This is a genomic window from Planosporangium spinosum, assembly GCF_049999945.1.
Classification (GTDB): domain Bacteria; phylum Actinomycetota; class Actinomycetes; order Mycobacteriales; family Micromonosporaceae; genus Planosporangium; species Planosporangium spinosum.
The window spans coordinates 113,306-131,420 of the sequence record NZ_JBLYUB010000020.1; the positions used below are offsets into that span (position 1 = coordinate 113,306).

Annotated in this window: 15 protein-coding genes and 1 pseudogene; 8 read left to right on the forward strand and 8 right to left on the reverse strand. The window is 70.8% G+C overall.

Annotated elements, in window-relative coordinates; all coding sequences use genetic code 11:
• The first annotated feature begins 30 nt into the window (after positions 1–30).
• Entirely contained in the window at positions 31–3,105 is a 3,075-nt protein-coding gene (locus ACNTMW_RS24480; protein ID WP_426636117.1) for an amino acid adenylation domain-containing protein, read from the forward strand.
• Positions 3,106–3,114: 9 nt separating this feature from the next.
• Here ACNTMW_RS24480 and ACNTMW_RS24485 read toward each other — a convergent pair whose 3' ends face one another.
• On the reverse strand, positions 3,115–4,395 hold the full coding sequence (locus ACNTMW_RS24485) for a cytochrome P450 (RefSeq protein ID WP_426636118.1): 1,281 nt from the start codon (positions 4,393–4,395) through the stop codon (positions 3,115–3,117).
• A 121-nt stretch (positions 4,396–4,516) separates the two neighbouring features.
• Between ACNTMW_RS24485 and ACNTMW_RS24490 the strand changes: the two genes are divergently transcribed.
• Positions 4,517–7,447 (forward strand): type I polyketide synthase, encoded by a 2,931-nt coding sequence (locus ACNTMW_RS24490; RefSeq protein ID WP_426636119.1) that lies wholly within the window; start codon positions 4,517–4,519, stop codon positions 7,445–7,447.
• Between the two features lie 337 nt (positions 7,448–7,784).
• Here ACNTMW_RS24490 and ACNTMW_RS24495 read toward each other — a convergent pair whose 3' ends face one another.
• The 3 genes from ACNTMW_RS24495 to ACNTMW_RS24505 all read right to left on the reverse strand — a co-directional run bounded on the left by ACNTMW_RS24495 (position 7,785) and on the right by ACNTMW_RS24505 (position 9,543).
• A complete protein-coding gene (locus ACNTMW_RS24495; protein ID WP_426636120.1) occupies positions 7,785–7,943 on the reverse strand; it encodes a hypothetical protein in 159 nt (52 codons plus the stop codon).
• A gap of 269 nt (positions 7,944–8,212) precedes the next feature.
• Positions 8,213–9,202, reverse strand: a complete 990-nt coding sequence (locus ACNTMW_RS24500) for an aldo/keto reductase (protein ID WP_426636121.1) — start codon at positions 9,200–9,202, stop codon at positions 8,213–8,215.
• Positions 9,203–9,294: 92 nt separating this feature from the next.
• Entirely contained in the window at positions 9,295–9,543 is a 249-nt protein-coding gene (locus tag ACNTMW_RS24505; protein WP_426636145.1) for a hypothetical protein, read from the reverse strand.
• A 92-nt stretch (positions 9,544–9,635) separates the two neighbouring features.
• Between ACNTMW_RS24505 and ACNTMW_RS24510 the strand changes: the two genes are divergently transcribed.
• Both ACNTMW_RS24510 and ACNTMW_RS24515 read left to right on the forward strand, forming a co-directional pair.
• A complete protein-coding gene (locus ACNTMW_RS24510; RefSeq protein ID WP_426636143.1) occupies positions 9,636–9,836 on the forward strand; it encodes an integrase core domain-containing protein in 201 nt (66 codons plus the stop codon).
• Between the two features lie 392 nt (positions 9,837–10,228).
• Complete coding sequence (locus tag ACNTMW_RS24515; protein WP_426636122.1) at positions 10,229–11,524, forward strand: helix-turn-helix domain-containing protein; 1,296 nt, start codon at positions 10,229–10,231, stop codon at positions 11,522–11,524.
• A gap of 70 nt (positions 11,525–11,594) precedes the next feature.
• Here the strand turns inward: ACNTMW_RS24515 and ACNTMW_RS24520 are convergent, their stop codons facing one another.
• The 4 genes and pseudogenes from ACNTMW_RS24520 to ACNTMW_RS24535 form a co-directional block, all read right to left on the reverse strand.
• Positions 11,595–11,771, reverse strand: a complete 177-nt coding sequence (locus ACNTMW_RS24520; RefSeq protein ID WP_426636123.1) for a hypothetical protein — start codon at positions 11,769–11,771, stop codon at positions 11,595–11,597.
• A 32-nt stretch (positions 11,772–11,803) separates the two neighbouring features.
• Positions 11,804–11,917 (reverse strand): annotated as a pseudogene (locus ACNTMW_RS24525) (alpha/beta hydrolase); the annotation flags it as partial.
• A gap of 51 nt (positions 11,918–11,968) precedes the next feature.
• On the reverse strand, positions 11,969–12,325 hold the full coding sequence (locus ACNTMW_RS24530) for a transposase family protein (protein ID WP_426636124.1): 357 nt from the start codon (positions 12,323–12,325) through the stop codon (positions 11,969–11,971).
• Between the two features lie 6 nt (positions 12,326–12,331).
• The gene (locus ACNTMW_RS24535; RefSeq protein WP_426636125.1) at positions 12,332–12,505 is read right to left on the reverse strand and encodes a hypothetical protein; all 174 of its coding nucleotides are present in this window, start codon (positions 12,503–12,505) and stop codon (positions 12,332–12,334) included.
• A 370-nt stretch (positions 12,506–12,875) separates the two neighbouring features.
• Between ACNTMW_RS24535 and ACNTMW_RS24540 the strand changes: the two genes are divergently transcribed.
• Genes ACNTMW_RS24540 through ACNTMW_RS24555 form a run of 4 tightly spaced genes read left to right on the forward strand, consistent with a single transcriptional unit; the run spans position 12,876 to position 17,860 of the window.
• Positions 12,876–13,439, forward strand: a complete 564-nt coding sequence (locus tag ACNTMW_RS24540; RefSeq protein ID WP_426636126.1) for a VldE C-terminal domain-containing protein — start codon at positions 12,876–12,878, stop codon at positions 13,437–13,439.
• 16 nt (positions 13,440–13,455) lie between these two features.
• Positions 13,456–15,540 (forward strand): prolyl oligopeptidase family serine peptidase, encoded by a 2,085-nt coding sequence (locus ACNTMW_RS24545; RefSeq protein ID WP_426636127.1) that lies wholly within the window; start codon positions 13,456–13,458, stop codon positions 15,538–15,540.
• Complete coding sequence (locus ACNTMW_RS24550) at positions 15,531–16,766, forward strand: MFS transporter (protein ID WP_426636128.1); 1,236 nt, start codon at positions 15,531–15,533, stop codon at positions 16,764–16,766. Before ACNTMW_RS24545 ends, ACNTMW_RS24550 begins: the two co-directional genes overlap by 10 nt.
• Complete coding sequence (locus tag ACNTMW_RS24555) at positions 16,754–17,860, forward strand: N-acetyltransferase DgcN family protein (protein WP_426636129.1); 1,107 nt, start codon at positions 16,754–16,756, stop codon at positions 17,858–17,860. The genes ACNTMW_RS24550 and ACNTMW_RS24555 overlap by 13 nt, the downstream gene beginning before the upstream one ends.
• Positions 17,861–18,115 lie beyond the last annotated feature (255 nt).

Consider the following 18,115-nt stretch of genomic DNA (forward strand, 5'->3'; position numbering starts at 1 on the left):
CCAGTGTTGCCAGTCGACGGGAGGCGCTCCGTGCAGACAGATTCGATCCCGCCCGCGGGACCCGCCGTTCTCGACGAGGGCCTGCACCAGCGCGTGGCCCGGCTCGCCCGGCGACGGCCCGATGCGCCGGCACTGATAGCGCAGGACCGCCTGATCAGCTACGGCGAACTGAATGCCACGGCGGACGCTTGGGCGGCCCGGCTCGCCGCCGAGGGGGTGACGGCCGGCCACCAGGTCCCCATCGCCCTGCCTCGCGGCACGGACCTGGTGCTCGCGCTGCTGGCCGTGCTCAAGACCGGTGCCGCCTACGCGCTGCTGGACCCGGCGTGGCCCGCGGCGAGGCTGCGCGAGGTGATCGCCGTGCTGAACGCGCCGTTGATGATCGGCGCCGAGCCGGTGGCGGGATCGGATCTGCCGGTGTGGCGTACGCCGGCACGCGACCTCACCACACCGTCCGGATTCCGGCCGGCTGAGGTGGACGGCGACGCGCCGTGCTGCGTCTTCTTCACCTCCGGGACCACCGGGCGACCGAAAGGCGTCCTGACCCCGCACCGGGCCACCGCCCGGCTCTTCCAGCCCGGCACCTTCGCCACCTTCGACGAGCACACGGTGATACCGCTCGCCGCGCCGGCACCGTGGGACGCATTCTCGCTGGAGCTGTGGGCGGCACTCGCCAACGGCGGCACCTCGCTGATCATCACGGAGCCGTATCTGACCGCCGGTGGGCTGCGCGACGGCATCGCCCGGCACGGGGTCTGCACCGCCTGGCTGACCAGCAGCCTGTTCAACATGATGGTCGACGAGGACCCGGACGCCTTCCGCGGGCTGCGCCAGCTGATGATCGGCGGAGAACGCCTCTCCCCCACCCATGTCGGCGAGTTCCTGCGCCGGCACCCCGGCATCGTCCTGCTCAACGGGTACGGGCCGGTGGAGAGCACCGTGTTCGCCACCACCCACCGAATCACACCGGCCGACGCCGAACGTCCCGGCGGCGTGCCGTTGGGACGTCCCGTTCCGGAGACCGGCGTGCACGTGCTCGACGGCGACCGGCCGTGCGCCGACGGCGAGGTCGGGGAGATCTGCCTGACCGGAGCCGGGCTCGCGCTCGGCTACCTCGGCGACGAGGAGCTCACCGCTCGCGCGTTCGTGCCGATCCGGTCCGGCGGACGGACGGTTCGCGCGTACCGCACCGGCGACCTCGGCGTCCGCGACGCCGACGGGCTGCTGCACTTCCGCGGCCGCGCGGACCGGCAGGTGAAGGTGCGTGGCCATCGCATCGAGCCGGCGGAGATCGAGCGCCGCATCACGCAGCTGCTGCCGGTGCGCTCGTGCCGGGTGGTGGTCGACCGGACCGGCGGTTCGCAGCCACGCCTGATCGCCTGGTGCGTCCCGGACCGGCCCGGTGATTCGCTGGAAGCGGCGGTGCCGACACTGCGCGAGGTTCTCCCCGCTTACCAGATGCCCGCCGACGTCCGGGCGGTCGACGCGTTCCCGGTGACGCCCCAGGGCAAGCTCGACGAGCGGGCGCTGCTGGCCACCCTGCACGGCACGGTGCCGACTCCGGCTGCCCGCCAGGCGGACGACCCCTGTCGGCCGGAAGGTCTCGCGGCGGTGGTCGCCGAAGTGTTCGCCGAGGTGCTGGGCCGCGACCGCGTACCTCTGGACGTGGCCTTCGGCGAGCTGGGCGGCACCTCGCTGGACAAGGGACGCGTCTGCGCCCGCCTGGCTGCCCGGCTGGGACGGCCGGTGCCGCTCGCACGATTCCTCGACCATCCGACCGTCACGGCGCTCACCGGCTGGCTCGGGGCCAACGAGCCGACCGCGCGGCCCGGCGGCGGCGCCGACGTGGGTGTCGTTCCGCTCACGCCGATGCAGCTGATCTACCTGGCCCGGCATCTGCTCGACCCCACCGACCTGACCTCGCACTGCCTGCTGACCTGGGTGGTCGAGGGCGAGCTCGACCATGCGGCGCTCGAGGCGGCGGTCGCCGCGGTACATGCCCGGCACGAGCCGCTGCGCGCCGCGTACCTGGGCGATCCCCGGCCGTTGGCGCGACTCGTCGAGATCGGACCGCCGCCGCTGGAGGGCTTGCCCGAACAGCCGTCGGTGGAGACGGCGATAGCCGCGCTACGGGCGCTCTTCACCGGCGAGCTGCTGATCGAGGAGGCGGACGTATGGCGCGTGGCCGTGGCGCCGGCGGGCGACGTTACCGTGCTCGGATGCGTGGTGCACCACATCGCGTTCGACGGCTGGTCGGAGTCGGTGCTCGCGCGGGACCTGGCCGCCGCCTACAACGCCGCCCGGCGTGGCGAACCGCAGCCGAATCGGCCCGCCCCGCCGTCGCTGGCCCGCGCCTACGGCGACTACACCCAGCGGATCGCCGCGAGTGGAACGGACCAGCAACGCGAACGGTTGCGCGCGGAACTGGCCGGCGTGCCCGCCCTGCACTGGCCGGCCCCCGTCGACCCGGACGAGGGAACGGTTTCCGGCCTCGTCGAGGTGCCTATCGAGCCGGACGTCGTCGCCGCGGTGGACGCCGAGGCGGACGCCGCCGGTGTCAGCCGGTTCGCGGCCCTGCTCCACCACTACGCCGCTTCTCTCGCCGAGGTCACCGGCCAGCGGGACTTCGCGGTGGGCATTCCGGTCGCCCAGCGTCACGACGCCGGTTCCGAGCTGGCGGTAGGCTGCCACATCGCGATGCTCTGCCTGCGTCTGCGCGGCGTGGCGCTCGACGACGGGCCGGCGGCTCTGCACGCGACGTGGCGCCGTTTCACCGAGGCGTTCGCCGCGCAGGACGTGCCGTTCCAGGATGTGCTGCGGTCGCTCGACCTGCCCGGTGGCAGCCGGCCGCCGCTGTTCCAGAACCTCTTCGCCGTGCAGGACAACGCGTCCGCCGAACTCGCGCTGGACGGGGCACGGGCCACCTTCGTGCGCCAGCCCTACCTGGACCTGCCGCTGGAGTTGCACGCGGAGATCTGGCCGCGCGAGGACGGCGGGCTGCGGCTGACGGTCTGCTACCGGCGCGACGTGGTCGCCGGGTCGACCGCGGAGGAGTTGGCCAAGCGCATCGGCGAGCGGATCCGGACCGCCGGCGCGGTCCGGTGAGCCCGCCGGTCACCGCAGCACGAACCGCACCGGCAGCGTCTCCGGACCGCCGACCGCGATGGATCGCACCCGGTGCACGGGACCGGCGAGCTCGATGCACCGCGTACGGTCAAGAAGCTCGGTGTAGAGAATCCGCATTTGCGTACGGGCGAGCGTCGCCCCGAGGCAGAAGTGTTCACCGATGCCGAGGGCCAGATGGCGGTTCGGGCTGCGGCCGATGTCGAAGCGACCCGGCTCCGCGAAGATCTCTTCGTCTCGGTTGGCCGACGGAACCCACAGCACCACCCGGTCGCCGGCCGGGATCCGCCGGCCGCGTACGGTGCAATCGCGGGTCGCCGTGCGCATGCTGTGCGTGGCGCTGGAGGTCCAGCGCAGCACCTCCTCGATGGCGGAGGGTAGCAGCGACCGGTCGGCGTCGAGGCGGCGCCACTGGCCGGGATGGCGCAGGAAGGCCTCCATCCCGCCGGCGATCGCCAACCGCCCGTTCTCGGTGGCGCCGACGATGTTCTCGCAGTTGAGCAGCACCTCTTCCTCGGTGAGCAGGTCGCCGCCGAGCGTGCCGCCGAGAAGCGCACTGACCAGGTCGTCGGTCGGAGCGGTGAGGCGGCGTTCCATCATGTCGATGAAGTAGTGCATCAGCTCCTGGTGCGCGGCGAGTGAGACGCCGGCCTCGAACGCCTCGTTGGTCCAGCGGAACAGATTTTCGTGGTCGCGGTCGGGCACGCCCATGATGGAGCCGATCACGTACATCGACAGGCGTCCCGCGACGTCGTGCACGAAGTCGACGACCGGCTCGTCGCACACCCGGGCGAGGATGGCGCGTACCGAGGCGCGCATCGACTCCTCCAAGCGGCGGACCGACCGGGTGGTGAACCAGTCGGCGACGACCGCGCGCAGCTGCTTGTGCCGCGGCGGGTCGGTGAGCGCGAGCGTCATGCCCCCGCCCGGGTCCTCGCCCCGGTCGGCGGGGCGCAGCAGTACACCGCGGCGCGACGAGAACGTCTGCGGGTCACGGTAGGCGGCGCGGACGTCCTCGTAACGCGTCAGCGACCAGAAAGGTGGCAACTCGCCCGCCGGATGGCGCAGCACCGGCGCGTGGTGACGCATCCAGTGCCATACCCGGTGCGGGTCCCCATCGGCGTGCAGCGCCGGATCGGTGAGCCGGTCGACGCCGACGGTCTCGTCCATGAGGCCTGAGTCCGCGACCGCGGCGGTGAGGCGGTCGAGATCTGCCGGCACGGCCGGTGGCCGGGCCTGTATCGCGGTGATCCGCTGCGACGCCGATTGCATCGTCTTCTCCGTCCCATGCGGCCGAACGTGTGCCCATTATTGTCAAGAGGTTGCCACACGCTGCCAAACGCGGCAACGTTATGCCAGACGCTTATCGCCGCATCGCCTCCGGAGGTCGTCCATGGACCGAGACCGAGCCCTCGACGTCGCCGTGACCGGGATGGCCGCCCGCCTGCCCGGCGTCGCCGATATGGAGCAGTGGTGGAAAGCGATCCTGAGCGCACGGGTGCTGATCCGCCGCCTGACGCGCGACGAGCTGCTCGACGCCGGGGTGCCGGCGGAGCTCGCGGACGCGGAGGGCTACGTCCCCGTGCGGGGCGTGCTCGCCGATGCGGACCGGTTCGACCACCGCCTCTTCGGTATCAGCGCCCGCGACGCCGAGCTGATGGACCCGCAGCACCGGCTGATGCTCGAGGTCGCGTGGTCGGCGTTGGAGGATAGCGGCCTCGCGCCGCAGCCGACGCCCGGCGCTGCCGGCCGCGACGTCGCCGTCTACGCCAGCGGCAGCGGTAGCGGCTACCTGCGGGCCATGCTCTCCGGCGGACCGCTCGACCCGCTCACCCTGGACCAGGCGCTGCACGGCACTGAACCCGACTTCATCGCCAGCCTGATCTCCTACAAGCTCGGGCTGACCGGGCCCGCGCTGGGCGTACAGACCGCCTGCTCCTCGTCCCTGGTCGCGGTACACCTCGCCACGCAGGCCCTGCTGAACGGCGAGTGCGACACCGCGCTGGTGGTGGCCGCCGGCATCGACTTCCCGCAAGGCGGCCACCTGCACGTCGATGGCGGCATCCAGTCGTCCTCCGGGATGTGCCGGCCGTTCGACGAGCGATCCGACGGCGTCGTGGCCGGCTCCGGCGTCGTGGCGCTGGTCCTGCGCCGGCTCGCCGACCTCGGCGACGACCCCGAGCCGTACGGGGTACTGCTCGGCACCGCGGTCAACAACGACGGCTCGGCCAAGGCCGGCTACTACGCACCCTCGGTGACCGGTCAGGAGGCGGTGATCCGGGCGGCCCTCGCCGCCGCGGACGTGCCCGGGTCCTCCATCGGCTACCTGGAGGCGCATGCCACCGGCACCCGGGTCGGCGACCCGATCGAATGGGCCGCGGCGAGCGCGGCGCTGGCCGCCACGGGCGCCGCGCCCGGGCAGGTGGCCGTCGGCGCCCTCAAAGCCACCATGGGCCACCTCGACGCGGCGTCCGGCCTGGCCGCAGTGGTCAAGGCGATGCGGGTCGTCCGGGACGGCGTGATCCCGGCGATCGCCGGGTTCACCGCGCTCAACCCGCTGCTGGACACCGCCGGATCGCCGTTGCGGGTGCCGGCGGCGGCGGAGCCCTGGACCGGTCCGCTCCCTCGCCGGGCGGGCGTCAGCTCGTTCGGCATCGGGGGCACGAACGCCCACGTCGTCATCGAGGCACCGGAGCGCGTACCGGCGCGAGCCGCCGTACCCGCCCGGGACCGGTTGATCGTCCTGTCCGCCGGTGATCCGGAGGCGCTCGACCGGACGGCCGAGCGGGTCGCCGGCCACCTGCGCCGCGAACGACCGGACCTCGCCGACGTCGCCACCACCCTGGCCGCCGGACGCGCCGCGCTGCCGGAACGCCTGGCCGTGGTCGCGCGGGACAGCGCCGAGGCAGCCCGCCAACTCGACCGTCGGCCGCGAGGGGCGCGCGGCCGGGCGCCGGCCGGACCGGTCGCCGTGGCCTTTCTGCTGCCCGGCCAGGGCTCGCAGCGCCCGGGCATGGCCGCCGGGTACACCGCGGCGCTGCCCGGATTCGCCACAGCGCTGGACGAGTGCCTCGCCGCCCTGCCCGGCGAGCTGGCCGTCCGGCTGCATCGCGCGCTCTTCGACTCCGCCTTCCCCGCCGCGGAACTGGCCGCCACCGAGCTGGCGCAGCCGGCGCTGTTCGCGGTCGGGTACGCGGCCGGACGGGCGCTGACCGGCCTCGGCGTGAGGCCGTGCTCGCTGCTCGGCCACAGCCTGGGCGAGATCGCCGCGGCGTGTCTCGCCGACGTGCTCGACCTCGCCGACGCCGCTCGCTTCGTCGCCGTGCGGGGACGCGCCATGCAGGCCTGCCCGCCGGGCGCGATGGTCGCCGTCGGCTGCGACCCCGGCACCGTCCGGGACCTGATCGCCGAGTCGGGCGCCGAGCTGACGCTGGCAGCCGTGAACGGGCCGGCCAGCTGCACGGTGGCCGGCACCGAGCAGGACGTGGAACGCTTCCGCAGGCACGTCGGCGACCGGGTTTTCGCCCGCCGCCTGCATACCAGCCACGCGTTTCACTCCAGGCTGATGGAACCGGCGCTGCCGGAACTGGCCGAGGCGCTCGCCGGTGTGCCGCTGCGTCGGGCGGCGACGCCGCTGGCCAGCAATCTGACCGGGGAGTTCGTCGCGGAGGGCGGCGCCGTGACCGCAGACTCGCTGGTGGAGCAGGCGCGCCGGCCCGTACTCTTCGGTGACGCGCTGGCGGCACTGGCCCGAACGTATCCGCACTGCGTGGCCGTCGAGGTCGGACCGGGGCAGGCCCTAGCCACCCAGGCCGCGGCCGCCGGCCTGACGGCGGTACCGCTCGACCCGGGCGGCGATGACGATCCTGGCCGTGCCGTGCTGGCCGCCCTGGGTAAGTTGTGGACGCTGGGCGTGCCGGTTCCGCTGCAGCGCCTCGGCGCGGGCGAGGGCCGCCGCATCCACCTGCCCGGCTACGCGTTCCACGGCCCCCGACTGCTGGCCCCGGAGGTGGGCCGCGGCCCGTCGGTGACGGCGACGCCCCGTCCAGCTCCCGCAACCACGGCCACCGCTGCCGGCGCAGGCGACCCGGATCCCGACGTGATAATGCCCGAGCTGTGGGCCGAGGTGCTCGGCCAGACGGACCTCGACGGTGACGCGGACTTCTTCGCCCTCGGCGGAGACTCTCTCCTGATCACCCAACTGGCCCGGCGCATCCACGGGGAGTTCGGCGTCCGCGTCCCGCTGCGCGACATGCTGGCCGGGCGGACCCTGAGCCGGCAGACCGCGCTCGTGCGGGACGCGCTCGACCGCCGTGCGGCATGACTGTCTCCGGACGGGCGCGGCGACGCACCACCCAGATGAGGCCGTGGCCAGCGAGGGTCTGGACGAGGCCGTCGGCGATCGTGTCGAAGCCGTCCAGCGGCCCGGCTGCCGGCGGGCAGGCACGACGCGCAGCAGTCGTCACAACCCCCTGAAGTGCGCAAACAGCCCATACCAGCCGTCCTCTACCGCACCACCCTCAACAAACCACCGTTAGTCGTGTCGCAGCAACAGCGCGCCTTGCCCGTCAGCGGAATTGCGGGCACGCGCTGCCGACCGCCGAAGCGGCAACCACGCCCACGGCGGGGACGGGTGCCCCCGGCGGGGGCCCGCCGTGCAGTCACGGCCAGTCGATGTCCGCGCCGACGGCACGCGCCGCGACGCTCGGCGCGGTCGGCGACAGCAGACCGCCCGCGGAGCTCGCGGCGAGTGCCAAAGTGACGAGCAGTGTGAACCCGACGGAACGGATCAAGAAGTTGACAACGAGCAATGCCGACATGGACGTCCTGCCCCCGTAGCTGGAACGCGATGATGATGCTGATGCTGTCCGGCTTGGCGCTCGTACCTGGCCGCGCCTCAATCACGGCTTTTGAAATGTGACCCAATTGACCGGGCGCAGCCAGCGTCCACCCGCTCAAAGTGTTCATCAGGCGTCACGCCCTATATGGCCAGATCGCACTGTCCATATAGGGCATAGCGTCCGTACCTGTGTGACTCCCCTTCCGCTACGGTCCGGCCATTACCGCGGCGTACGCGCCGCGACAGTCGTCACCATCGGTGATGCACCTGGTCGCGAATTCGGCGGTCGTAGATGTCCTGGATCGCTGCCAGGACCGCCGCCGGCAGTTCGGGCAGCTGGGCGACCGCGGCGTTGGCCCGCGCCTGCCCGACCGTACGCGCACCGGGGATCACCGAGGTGACGCCGGGCTGCTGGATGACCCACCGCAGCGCCATCTGCGCCGGCTGCACGCCCTCCGGCGCCAGTTCGGCGAACTCCCGGGCCGCGTCGACGCCGGTGGCGTAGTCGACGCCCGAGAACGTCTCCCCCACGTCGAACGCCTCACCGTGGCGGTTGTAGTTGCGGTGGTCGTCAGCCGGGAAGACCGAATCGCACCCGTATTTGCCCGACAGTAGGCCGGACGCCAGCGGGACGCGGGCGATGACGCCCACGCCGGCGGCTCGCGCGGCCGGCAGAACGCGCTCCAGCGGCTTGCGCCGGAAGGCGTTGAGGATGATCTGGACGCTGGCCACGTTCGGCCGGGCGATGGCGGTGAGAGCCTCGTCGCAGGTCTCCACGCTCACACCGTACGCAGCGACGCGCTTCTCGGCTACGAGCGCGTCGAGCGCGTCGAACACCGCGTCGGAGCCGTACACCGACGTCGGCGGGCAGTGCAGCTGGACCAGGTCCAGCGTGTCGACGCCTAGGTTGGCCCGTGACCGGTCAGTCCACGCACGGAAGTTGTCCAATGTGAACTCGGCGGGGCGCTGCACACCGCGCCGACCCATCTTGGTGGCCACGATGACATCGTCCGCGCCGCTGCCGAGCCCGCGCAGGAACCTGCCGATGAGCCGCTCGCTGCGCCCGTCGCCGTACACGTCCGCAGTGTCGAGCAACGTGACACCGGAGGCCACCGCCGTATCGAGGATGGCCAGGGCCTCACCCTCGTCCACCGTGCCCCAATCCGCACCCAGCTGCCAGGTGCCCAGGCCGACGACCGAAGCCGACCGCCCCATTCTGCCGAATGGCCGAAGCTCCACTAGAACCACCTCACCGTTCGCGTCACCGTTATGCTTACGAAGTTCGATTCGATTGGCAAGCCTGTTTCCAACATGGCAACCGGCCGCAACGGTCACCCCGGCGAGCGTCGGCACCACCGAGTCCGCCCGTCGGGTTCGCGCTGTCCGCGCACCACGACGCCGAGCCGGCCCACGCTGCCCTCGCGATGGCCGTCGCAGTGCGCGGCGGCCAGGTGGTCGGGGTGATGCCGCACACCGATCAGGGCAGCGAGTACACCGCGGATGTGCCACCAGGGCTGCCGCCGGCTGGACATCCGCCAGTCCATGGGCAGACCCGGCTCCGCGTTGGACAACGCCGCCATCGAAGCCTGGCACTCCATGCTGGAGTTCGAACTGCGCGCGCGGGAGTCCTTCCGACACCGGCCGCGTCGCGGGCCGGCCCCTGCTGTTCGAACTGCGTGCGCGGGAGTCCTTCGCCACCCAGGCAGCCACCCGCGCCCAGGTCGCGGCCTGGATCGATTCGTACAACCGCGAACGGCGTCACTCCACCCTGGGCATGCAAAGTCCGATCACCTACGCACTGGTTCACGCCCGCCGGGCCGCACCGCCGCCAGCCCGCCGGGCCGCACCGCCGCCAGCCCGGCGGGCGGCCTAATCAGCGATTCAACTACAAGATCGGAGTCTCCACGGTTTCAGGGGATTGCCACCTCCGCGCGTGGACAGCCGGCATGCAACGACAACCCAAAGCCGTCATCTCGACCAAGACCGCCAACGAGATCGGCAAACGCCTCGCCTCATATCTTCAACGAATTCCTGGCGCGGGACGCAAGTAAGGAAATATCCTCCCGGTACCTATGTCACAGTTATGTGACCGGGATTTCCAACTCTGGCATTCCATTGTTAGAATCCCTTGCGGCCCGGCGCAATCGTCGAAGGGTCCAACCAGGGACCGGCTAGAACTTATCTGGTGAGTGACGGCCGACATACTGCTCCGGCGACGACCCCGTCGCGGGCGACAATAACGACCAAACACCCCACGAGGATGAGATGCTCGAACAACCGGCTTTCGGCCAACGCCTCAGGGCAATGCGGGTGAAACGGGGCCTTTCTCAGGCAGATCTCGTGGGGGACGCACTATCGCCCGGTTACCTGTCCCGACTGGAGTCCGGCTCGCGTCGGCCCACTACCCGAGTTGTAGCGCATCTGGCGCAGCGGCTCGGCGTATCGGTGTCGGAGTTCGAGTCGGCGGAGGATCACGGGTCCGGTAGGACGCAGGCGTCGGCGCTGTCGCAGGTCCTCGCCGCGGTCGTCTCCGCGACCGACGGCGAGGACCTGGCCGACACTCTCGCTGAAGCGTTGCGCGCCGAGGGCCGGTTGGATCCGGTACTTCGTTGGCAGGCGCTCTGGTTGCTGGCCCGGATGTACGGCACCCACGGCCGCCACGAGGAGGCGCGCCCGTTACTCGCCGAACTCGTCACGCTCAGCGACGAACTCGGGACACCGGTGCTGCAGGTCCGTTCCCGTACCCAGCTCTCCCGCTGCCTGCGTGATCTGGGGGACAACGCCCGAGCCCGGGAGTACGCCTCGGAGGCGTACCGATCGACCGCCGACCTGTCGGTGGTCGATCGGGCCGCGACAATGCAGGTGCTGGTTTCCACGGAAGCCGAGATGGGCTTCCTGGCCGAGGCACGGGTGCACGCCGACGAGCTATGCGCGCTTGCCGCGCCGGTCGGTGGCACCCTGCTGGTCGAGGCGCTGTGGTCCTCGGCGACCGTTCGCATGCGGCAAGGCGATCACGTCGGCGCGCAGCAGGCACTGGAGCAGGCTCTACTCAGGCTGGACAGCCGAGACGATCTGATCCTGTGGATCCGGCTGCGACTCGCCGCCGCTTCGCTGTACCTGCAGGCCAATCCATCCATGACCGAGCAGGCCCGGGCTCGGCTGGATGAGGTTTCCCCGCTGCTCGACGTGATCGGCACGGAGCTACACAAACAGCAACTACTGACGCTGCGGGCACACCTCGCCTTCGAAGAGCACCGAATCGACGAGGCGCGTGCCCTGTGCGCCGGGATCGACCAGCAGACGCTACTGCTGTCTTTCCGTGACCACATCCGGTTCCGGGCGCTGTGCGGTCGGTTGATGATCATCGACGGGGACCGGGATGGCGGCATCAGCCTGCTCCACGAACTGGCCCAGCAGGCCCAGGACGCGCTCAACGTCGAACTCGCAGCGGAGATCTGGCGCGCCCTCGCGGAGACCCTCGCCGAGGACCACGACCGGCGACCAGTACGCCGATCCCGGCACCGCGACGAGCCGTCGGCGGCACAACTCCAGCGGCGCTGAGGAACAGCGCACCATCACCAATCAGCGGGCCCGGGCAGGCTCCGACCGCCGGAGCCTGCCCGGATCCGCCCTACCGGGTCTTCTCCGCCGTACCGCACGGCAGACCACTGCGCTCCAGCAGCCGACGCAGCCGGTCCGCACGCGTCTGCTTGGCGGTACGGGTGACCACAGCGTCCGGTACCCACTCGTCGAAACTGTGGAAGGCACCGGACCATACGTGCAGTTCAGCCTCCCACCGGCCTGCCAAATCCGGGCGGCGTACCCGACCCCCTCGTCGCGCAGCGCCTCCACCGAGCCCACATCGATAAAGGCAGGCGGAAGGCCGGACAGATCGTCCGCACGTGCCGGCGCGGGGTAGCACGACACGTCGGCGGCGCCCCGGCGCTCCCCCAGGAGCGCCGTCCAGCCAGCCCTGTTGGACTCACCGTCCCACGCCCGACCCGGTCAGCCGGGCCGCACCGTCTCCGGCGACCACCACGCCACCGACCTGGGCGTCGGCCGGCACGTCGGCGATCCGCCGGTCAGGCCAGGCATGGTCGACCGGGACGTACGCCGGGTGGATCCGCACCACAGGGTCGCCCCGTACGCGTCGGCGGCGTAGGCGAACACATCAGCCAGGGTGCGCAGTCGAACTCCGCTGGGCAGGGCACATCCTCGGCCGGCCAGCAGTGGTCGGATCTGCCCGATCGCCCGGGTCACCGTCGAGCGGTCCACGGCGAACGCAGCCGCCAACGCCTCGTGCGGCAGGCCCAGCCGCAGATGCGTCAACGTCAGCAGCAGTCGGTCGGCGAACCGCAGCATCGGCGCTCACCCGGCGCCCGCGGCACGACGCCGGTTGCCGCCTCGACGCGCGTGCAACCGGCCCTCCCGCTGCGCCAACCAGGCCGGGTGTAGCTCGGCCCGCAGCAGGTGCAGGTGCCGCCGAGAGATGCCGGTGAACGCAGGATGGCTGAACACTCGACGGGACCACCGCACCGACATCCGAAGATGATCGACCACGCCGCGCGAGATCAGGGCGCCGCCCTATTGCGCACGAGATCGTTAGCTGCCGGCGTCGCACGTCTCGGCACACGTCCAAGCCGGCGGCAGAGACCTGGGACAGCTCGATGCCGTGGAGCTCACGGACACCTCCCGTACCAGCCAGGGATGGCGGCAGGACACAAGTTGCCACCTTTGGCAATCAGACAGCAGCCCGCTGCCCGGCGTTCCGCCAGCCGGACTGGCGTCGGTGTGGCACAACGCCAAGCCTCGACCGGCACCCATCAGACGCTCCGCCGTGACGCGGCGATAGTTGCCAAGAGATTGCCATCGATGGCACACTCATGTGACAGATCCGGTGCGGGGAGGTGCCATGAACCGCTGTGGTCGCTGCCCGAAGAGGGCCCGGGACGCACCAGCGGATCCGCTCCAGCTGCTGGACGCGACGCTCGCCGGCTTCGACTCGCGGATCGACGACCTAGCCGAGTACGAACCGCAGACGTCGATCCACCACTTCCCGCAGCCGGGCGTAGTGGCGTTTCGCGACCTGATCCTGACCGCTTTCCCCACCACCGGCAGCTTGGGCATCACCCGCGCACCGGACGTACCCGGCCTCAGCGAGCACAAGGAGGGCCGGGCGTGGGATTGGCAGGTGTGCCGCAACTGCCAGAGCGGACTCGCGGAGACGCTGCTGTTGTGGTTACTCGCGCCGGACCTGCACGGTCACGCCCACGCGGCGGCCCGCAGGTTCGGGATCATGTACATGATCTGGGACTCCCGCATCTGGGGCGCCTATGCCGCCGAGGCCGGATGGCGTCCGTACACAGGTCTGAACCCGCACGTCGACCACGTGCACTTCTCGTTCAGCAGGCTCGGCGCCCTGGGACGCAGCTCGTGGTGGACGAGCACCTCGCTTGACGTTGCCAGTCCCAGCTAATCCCAGCGGAGGAGCCATGGAGCACGCACCACCGGCCGCACCCGCCGAGCCAACCACGCGGACGCTGCACGGCGAGACCGTCATCGACGCCTTCACGTGGATGCGCGATCACGAGGACCCGCGGCTGGCGCGGTACCTCGCCGAGGAGCGCCGCTACTTTGACCGGTACGCCTGTGGGCTGGCGCCCCTGATCGCGGAGTTGTGCGGCGAGATCGGAGATCGCGAGGTCAGCTCGTCACAGGAGTTCACGTGGCGCGTGGGAGACCACGAGTACTTCGTCCGCGCCCCCGCGGGCAGTAGGCATCCCCGCTACCTACGCAGGCGCGTCGGCACCAGTGCGGCCGAGGTCGTGCTCGACCTCGGGGAGCTCGGGGGTGACCGGCCCTTCACCCGGATCGGAGTGTTCGAGCCGAGCCCGGACGGCCGGTGGCTCGCCTACTCGGTCGATCACCTGGGATACGAATCCTACGAGCTGCGGTTTCGCGATCTGCGCACCGGCGAGGACCTGCCGGAGACCAGAGGACGCACCTATTACACCGGGGCATGGAGCGCGGATTCTTCCACGTTCCTCTACACCGTCCACAACGACGCCATGCGGCCATACCAGGTCCACGCGCACGTACTGGGCCGCCGGCGCGACCGTCTGATATGGACCGAGAACGACGAGCACTTCAACACCACCCTGCGCACCACGCGCAACCGCGCCTGGATCGTCATCTCCAACAACAGCCGGGTCACCAGCGAGGAGTTGTTGATCCCGGCGCACAATGTCGACGCCGAACCCGTTGCGGTCGAGCCCAGGCGGCATGGCCGGATCTACTTCACCGAACACCAGCTGACCGCGTCGCTGGACCGGTTCGTGCTCCTGGTCTCCGAGGACGGCGAGGAACGGCGACTGGTGAGCACGCCCGCGGAGAGCCTGGCCGAGCGGGACTGGCGCGAACTGGTACCGGCCGACCCCGCACTGCCGTGGTTGCGGCTGGACGCCTTCGCGGACGGCCTCATGCTGAGCGGCCACCGCGCGGGCACCCTGGTGTTCCAGATATTCGGCGTGGACGGTTCGATCCACGAGGTCGTGCCCGAGAACCCGGCGGCCTGCCTCGTCTTCGAGGGCAGGCGTGACGCCACGCGTGTGCAAATGGACCACCGCACGGCCTACGACAGCCCGGTCATCGCCCTCACCGAGCACTCGCTCGTCGACCCGCCCGCACACCTGCGCGTCGAGTTGCGCACCGGGACCGTGACGCGCATCGGCCAGGACGAGGTCAACGGGTACGACCGCGGCCGTTACCGCACGGAACGTTTGTTCGCGCGGACGCCGGACGGAGTCGAGATCCCCGTGACCATCGCCCACCGCGACGACGTCGTCCCCGACGGCACCAACCCGTGCTTCCTCACCTGTTACGGCGCCTACGAACGCCCGTGGGAACCGGTGTTCTCCCCGCCCGTCGTGAGCGTGCTGGACCGCGGCTTCGTCTACGCGATCGCGCACGTGCGCGGTGGAGGGGAACTGGGACGCAAGGGCTGGGTCGACGGCAGCATGGCCGCGACGCAGAACTCGTTCATCGACCTGGTCGCGGCCCGACAGCGGCTGGTGGACCTGGGCTGGGCCGACCCCGGCGGCGTCGTCGGCCACGGCAGCTGCGCGGGCGGCATCGTGATCGGCCAGGCGTACACCGATCATCCGGACCTGTGGGCGGGTCTCCTCGCAGAGACACCCGCGGTGGACCTGCTCAACGCGCTGCTGGACGAGAAGGTGCCCCTCACCGTGAACGAGTGGGAGGAGTGGGGCGATCCCCGCGACGAGGCGACGTACCGGGTGATGCGCGAGTACGTGGCGTACGAACGGGTCCACGACCGCCCGCGGCCTCCGATCATGGTGACCGCGTTCTTCCACGACCCCCGGGTACTGGTGCACCGGCCCGCTCGCTGGGTCGCGGCACTACGCTCGGTCGACACCCGAGGCAACCTGATCCTGTTGCGGACCGAGCTCGGTGAAGGCGGCCACCACGGCCCATCCACCGCCGAGGCCGTGCGCCTCGCCACCGCCGAGCAGTGGGCGTTCGTGATCGACACAGGCACGGGCGGCCGGTGGCGATAGACGGCACCCGCCTGTTGCGGATCAGGGACTCCGTCCGCGACGTCTCGTCCGGCGGCGGAGGTTACCTGCTCGGCGCCACGCTGATCCAGTCGGTCGGGCAGGGCACCGCGATGGCGTGCAACGCGGTCTTCTTCGTCACGATCATCGGCATCCCGCCTGCCGAGGTGGGCGTCACCTACAGCGCCGCGACGCTGGCTGCCATGGGGTTCGCCCTGGTGGTGGGCTGGGCCGCCGACCAGTGGGGCGCCCGCGGGGTGACGGTCCGACTCTCGGCCGCCGCAGCCTGCGCCATCGCGTCCTACGCCCTGGTGGCCGACCTGATCGTTTTCGCACTCGTGCAGGTGCTCGTCACCTCGTTGCGGATGGGCAAGCGCATCGGGGAGAACGCGCTGATCAGCGCGATGGAGGGCGACAGCACCAGATTGCGCGCGGTGCAGCGTTCGGCCCAGAACATCGGCATCTCCGTCGGCACGCTCATCGGCGCACTGCCGTTGCAGCTAGGTACCAGAAGTGCTTATGTGGCCGCGATCTTCTTCACCTCCGCGACTCTGGCGGTCGGGGCGGTGCTGCTGCGGAAGGTCCCCGATACGGCTCGAGTACCCCTGCGCACGACGACCCGGCGGCACGCGTTATGGGACCGGCGGTATGTCGCCGTCGGCCTGCTGATCGGTCTGCTCGAGGTACGTGACAGCGTCCTCGTCATCGCCATGCCGCTCTGGGTGGCCGCCACCGTGCCGACCGCCCGGCCGCTGATCGCCGTCCTGCTCTTGATCAACACGGTGATGGTCGTCGTCCTACAGGTGTGGTCAGCGCGGGGCGCTAGCGGGGTGCGCGGAGCAGCGGTGACCGTACGACGAGGCGGAGTCGCCTTGGGCCTGAGCTGTGCGGTGATCGGTTCCACGGTAATGCTGCCCCCGCCCGCAGCCGCGGCCGCGCTGATGCTCGCGACCATCTGTTTCACGCTCGGCGAGATGTGGGCCGCCGCGGGCGGCTGGACGTTGAGCTACGACCTTGCGGATCCGCGCTCGCCCGGCCAGTACCAGGGCGTCTTCCAGACGACATCCGGCATCGGACTGCTCGTCGGACCGATCGTTGCGACCGGTGCGGCGGTGTCCGGCGGGTTCCGGGGATGGGTCGCGACCGGCCTCGGGTTCGCCCTCGTTGGCGTGCTCACCGCGCGGGTGGCACTCAACAAACGAGAAGGGATCCTGACATGCGACACCTGAAACGACTCGCCGTGCTGGCCGACGACGAAATCCTGCCCGCACCGTCCAAGACGCTCACCGCTCTCCTGCGTTACCGCCGAGACCACGTGGTGACGGTGATCGACCGCAACACCGCGGGCCGTGACACTGGCGACGTGCCGGGGCTGGCGCTCGGCGCGGGCATCCCTGTCGTGTCCGACGTCGCCGCGTCGCTGGCGTACCAGCCGGATGCGTTGCTGCTCGCCGACGAACCGGTGGGTGCCGGGCTGCAGCCGTACTGGCGGGAGCAGGTGCTCATCGCGCTCGAGGCCGGGCTCGACATCGTCAACGGTTTCCACCACATCTTGTCTGATGACCTCGAACTGGTCGCGGCGGCGAGCCAGACGGGTGCACGGATCTGGGACCTCCGAGAGCAACCGCGCGAGCGCTACCTCACCGAGTTCTCGGCCGACGGGCGGCCGATCGTCGCCTTCCGGCCGCACCGGCCTGGCAGCCGAACCGTGCTCGCGGTTGGAACCGACTGCGGCAGCGGGAAGATGACCACGATGCTCGAGTTGCAGCGTGCAGCACGCGCTCGCGGGCTGGACTCGTCGTTCGTGGCGACCGGTCAGGTCGGGATGATGGTCTCCGGTGAGGGGATCGCGGTCGACGGGATCGTGGCCGACTTCGTGAACGGCATCGTCGAGGACGTGGTGTTCCACCAGGCCCAGTCGCACGACCTTGTGCTCGTCGAAGGCCAGGGCGCACTGAACCACCCCCGCTACTCGGCAGTAACCCTCGGCCTGCTGCACGGCTGCCGTCCGGACTCGATGGTGCTGTGCCACGTGCTCGGCCGCGACACCGTCAGCCTGCTGAGCCACGTTGCGCTGCCGTCGGTGAGTCGCGCCGTGGAGATCAACGAGCAGGCAACGCGGTGGACCGTGCCCGATCAGCGCTGTCCCGTCGTGGGGATCTCCGTGGTGACGCGGAGCGTGTCCGACGCCGATGCACGGGCCGCGCTCGCCCGGATTGAGGAGGACACCGGGCTGCCCACAACCGATGTGCTGCGCTACGGGCCGGCACGCCTGCTCGACGCGGTGCTGGCCGGCCCGGCCGCGGGCGAGGTGTGGGCATGATCCCCGATTCGGTCCCTCGGCGTGATCCGGGACCACCTCGATGAGATGGTGTATGAGCTGATCACCTGCGGACCTCGCTCACCCTCGGGCCGTCCGGGACGGAATCTCTCGACTTCGAGACGCTCAGCGCGCTCGTCTCTGGACTCGGTCCGCCGCCCTGCGCTTCACCTGCATGCCAACGCGACTGCCCGCTGTCCACCAGGGGCCGAGGCGCCCGCCAGCCGGCCGTGACCCCGTCGAGACGAGGTCGATACT

Bases quoted from the DNA above. Each gene is read 5' to 3' on its own strand.
- ACNTMW_RS24540 (WP_426636126.1), top strand. From the start codon at position 12,876: ATGAACCGCTGTGGTCGCTGCCCGAAGAGGGCCCGGGACGCACCAGCG.
- ACNTMW_RS24545 (WP_426636127.1), top strand. From the start codon at position 13,456: ATGGAGCACGCACCACCGGCCGCACCCGCCGAGCCAACCACGCGGACG.
- ACNTMW_RS24490 (WP_426636119.1), top strand. From the start codon at position 4,517: ATGGACCGAGACCGAGCCCTCGACGTCGCCGTGACCGGGATGGCCGCC.
- ACNTMW_RS24495 (WP_426636120.1), bottom strand. From the start codon at position 7,943: ATGTCGGCATTGCTCGTTGTCAACTTCTTGATCCGTTCCGTCGGGTTC.
- ACNTMW_RS24530 (WP_426636124.1), bottom strand. From the start codon at position 12,325: ATGCTGCGGTTCGCCGACCGACTGCTGCTGACGTTGACGCATCTGCGG.
- ACNTMW_RS24505 (WP_426636145.1), bottom strand. From the start codon at position 9,543: ATGGCGGCGTTGTCCAACGCGGAGCCGGGTCTGCCCATGGACTGGCGG.
- ACNTMW_RS24485 (WP_426636118.1), bottom strand. From the start codon at position 4,395: ATGCAATCGGCGTCGCAGCGGATCACCGCGATACAGGCCCGGCCACCG.
- ACNTMW_RS24555 (WP_426636129.1), top strand. From the start codon at position 16,754: ATGCGACACCTGAAACGACTCGCCGTGCTGGCCGACGACGAAATCCTG.
- ACNTMW_RS24515 (WP_426636122.1), top strand. From the start codon at position 10,229: ATGCTCGAACAACCGGCTTTCGGCCAACGCCTCAGGGCAATGCGGGTG.
- ACNTMW_RS24535 (WP_426636125.1), bottom strand. From the start codon at position 12,505: ATGTCGGTGCGGTGGTCCCGTCGAGTGTTCAGCCATCCTGCGTTCACC.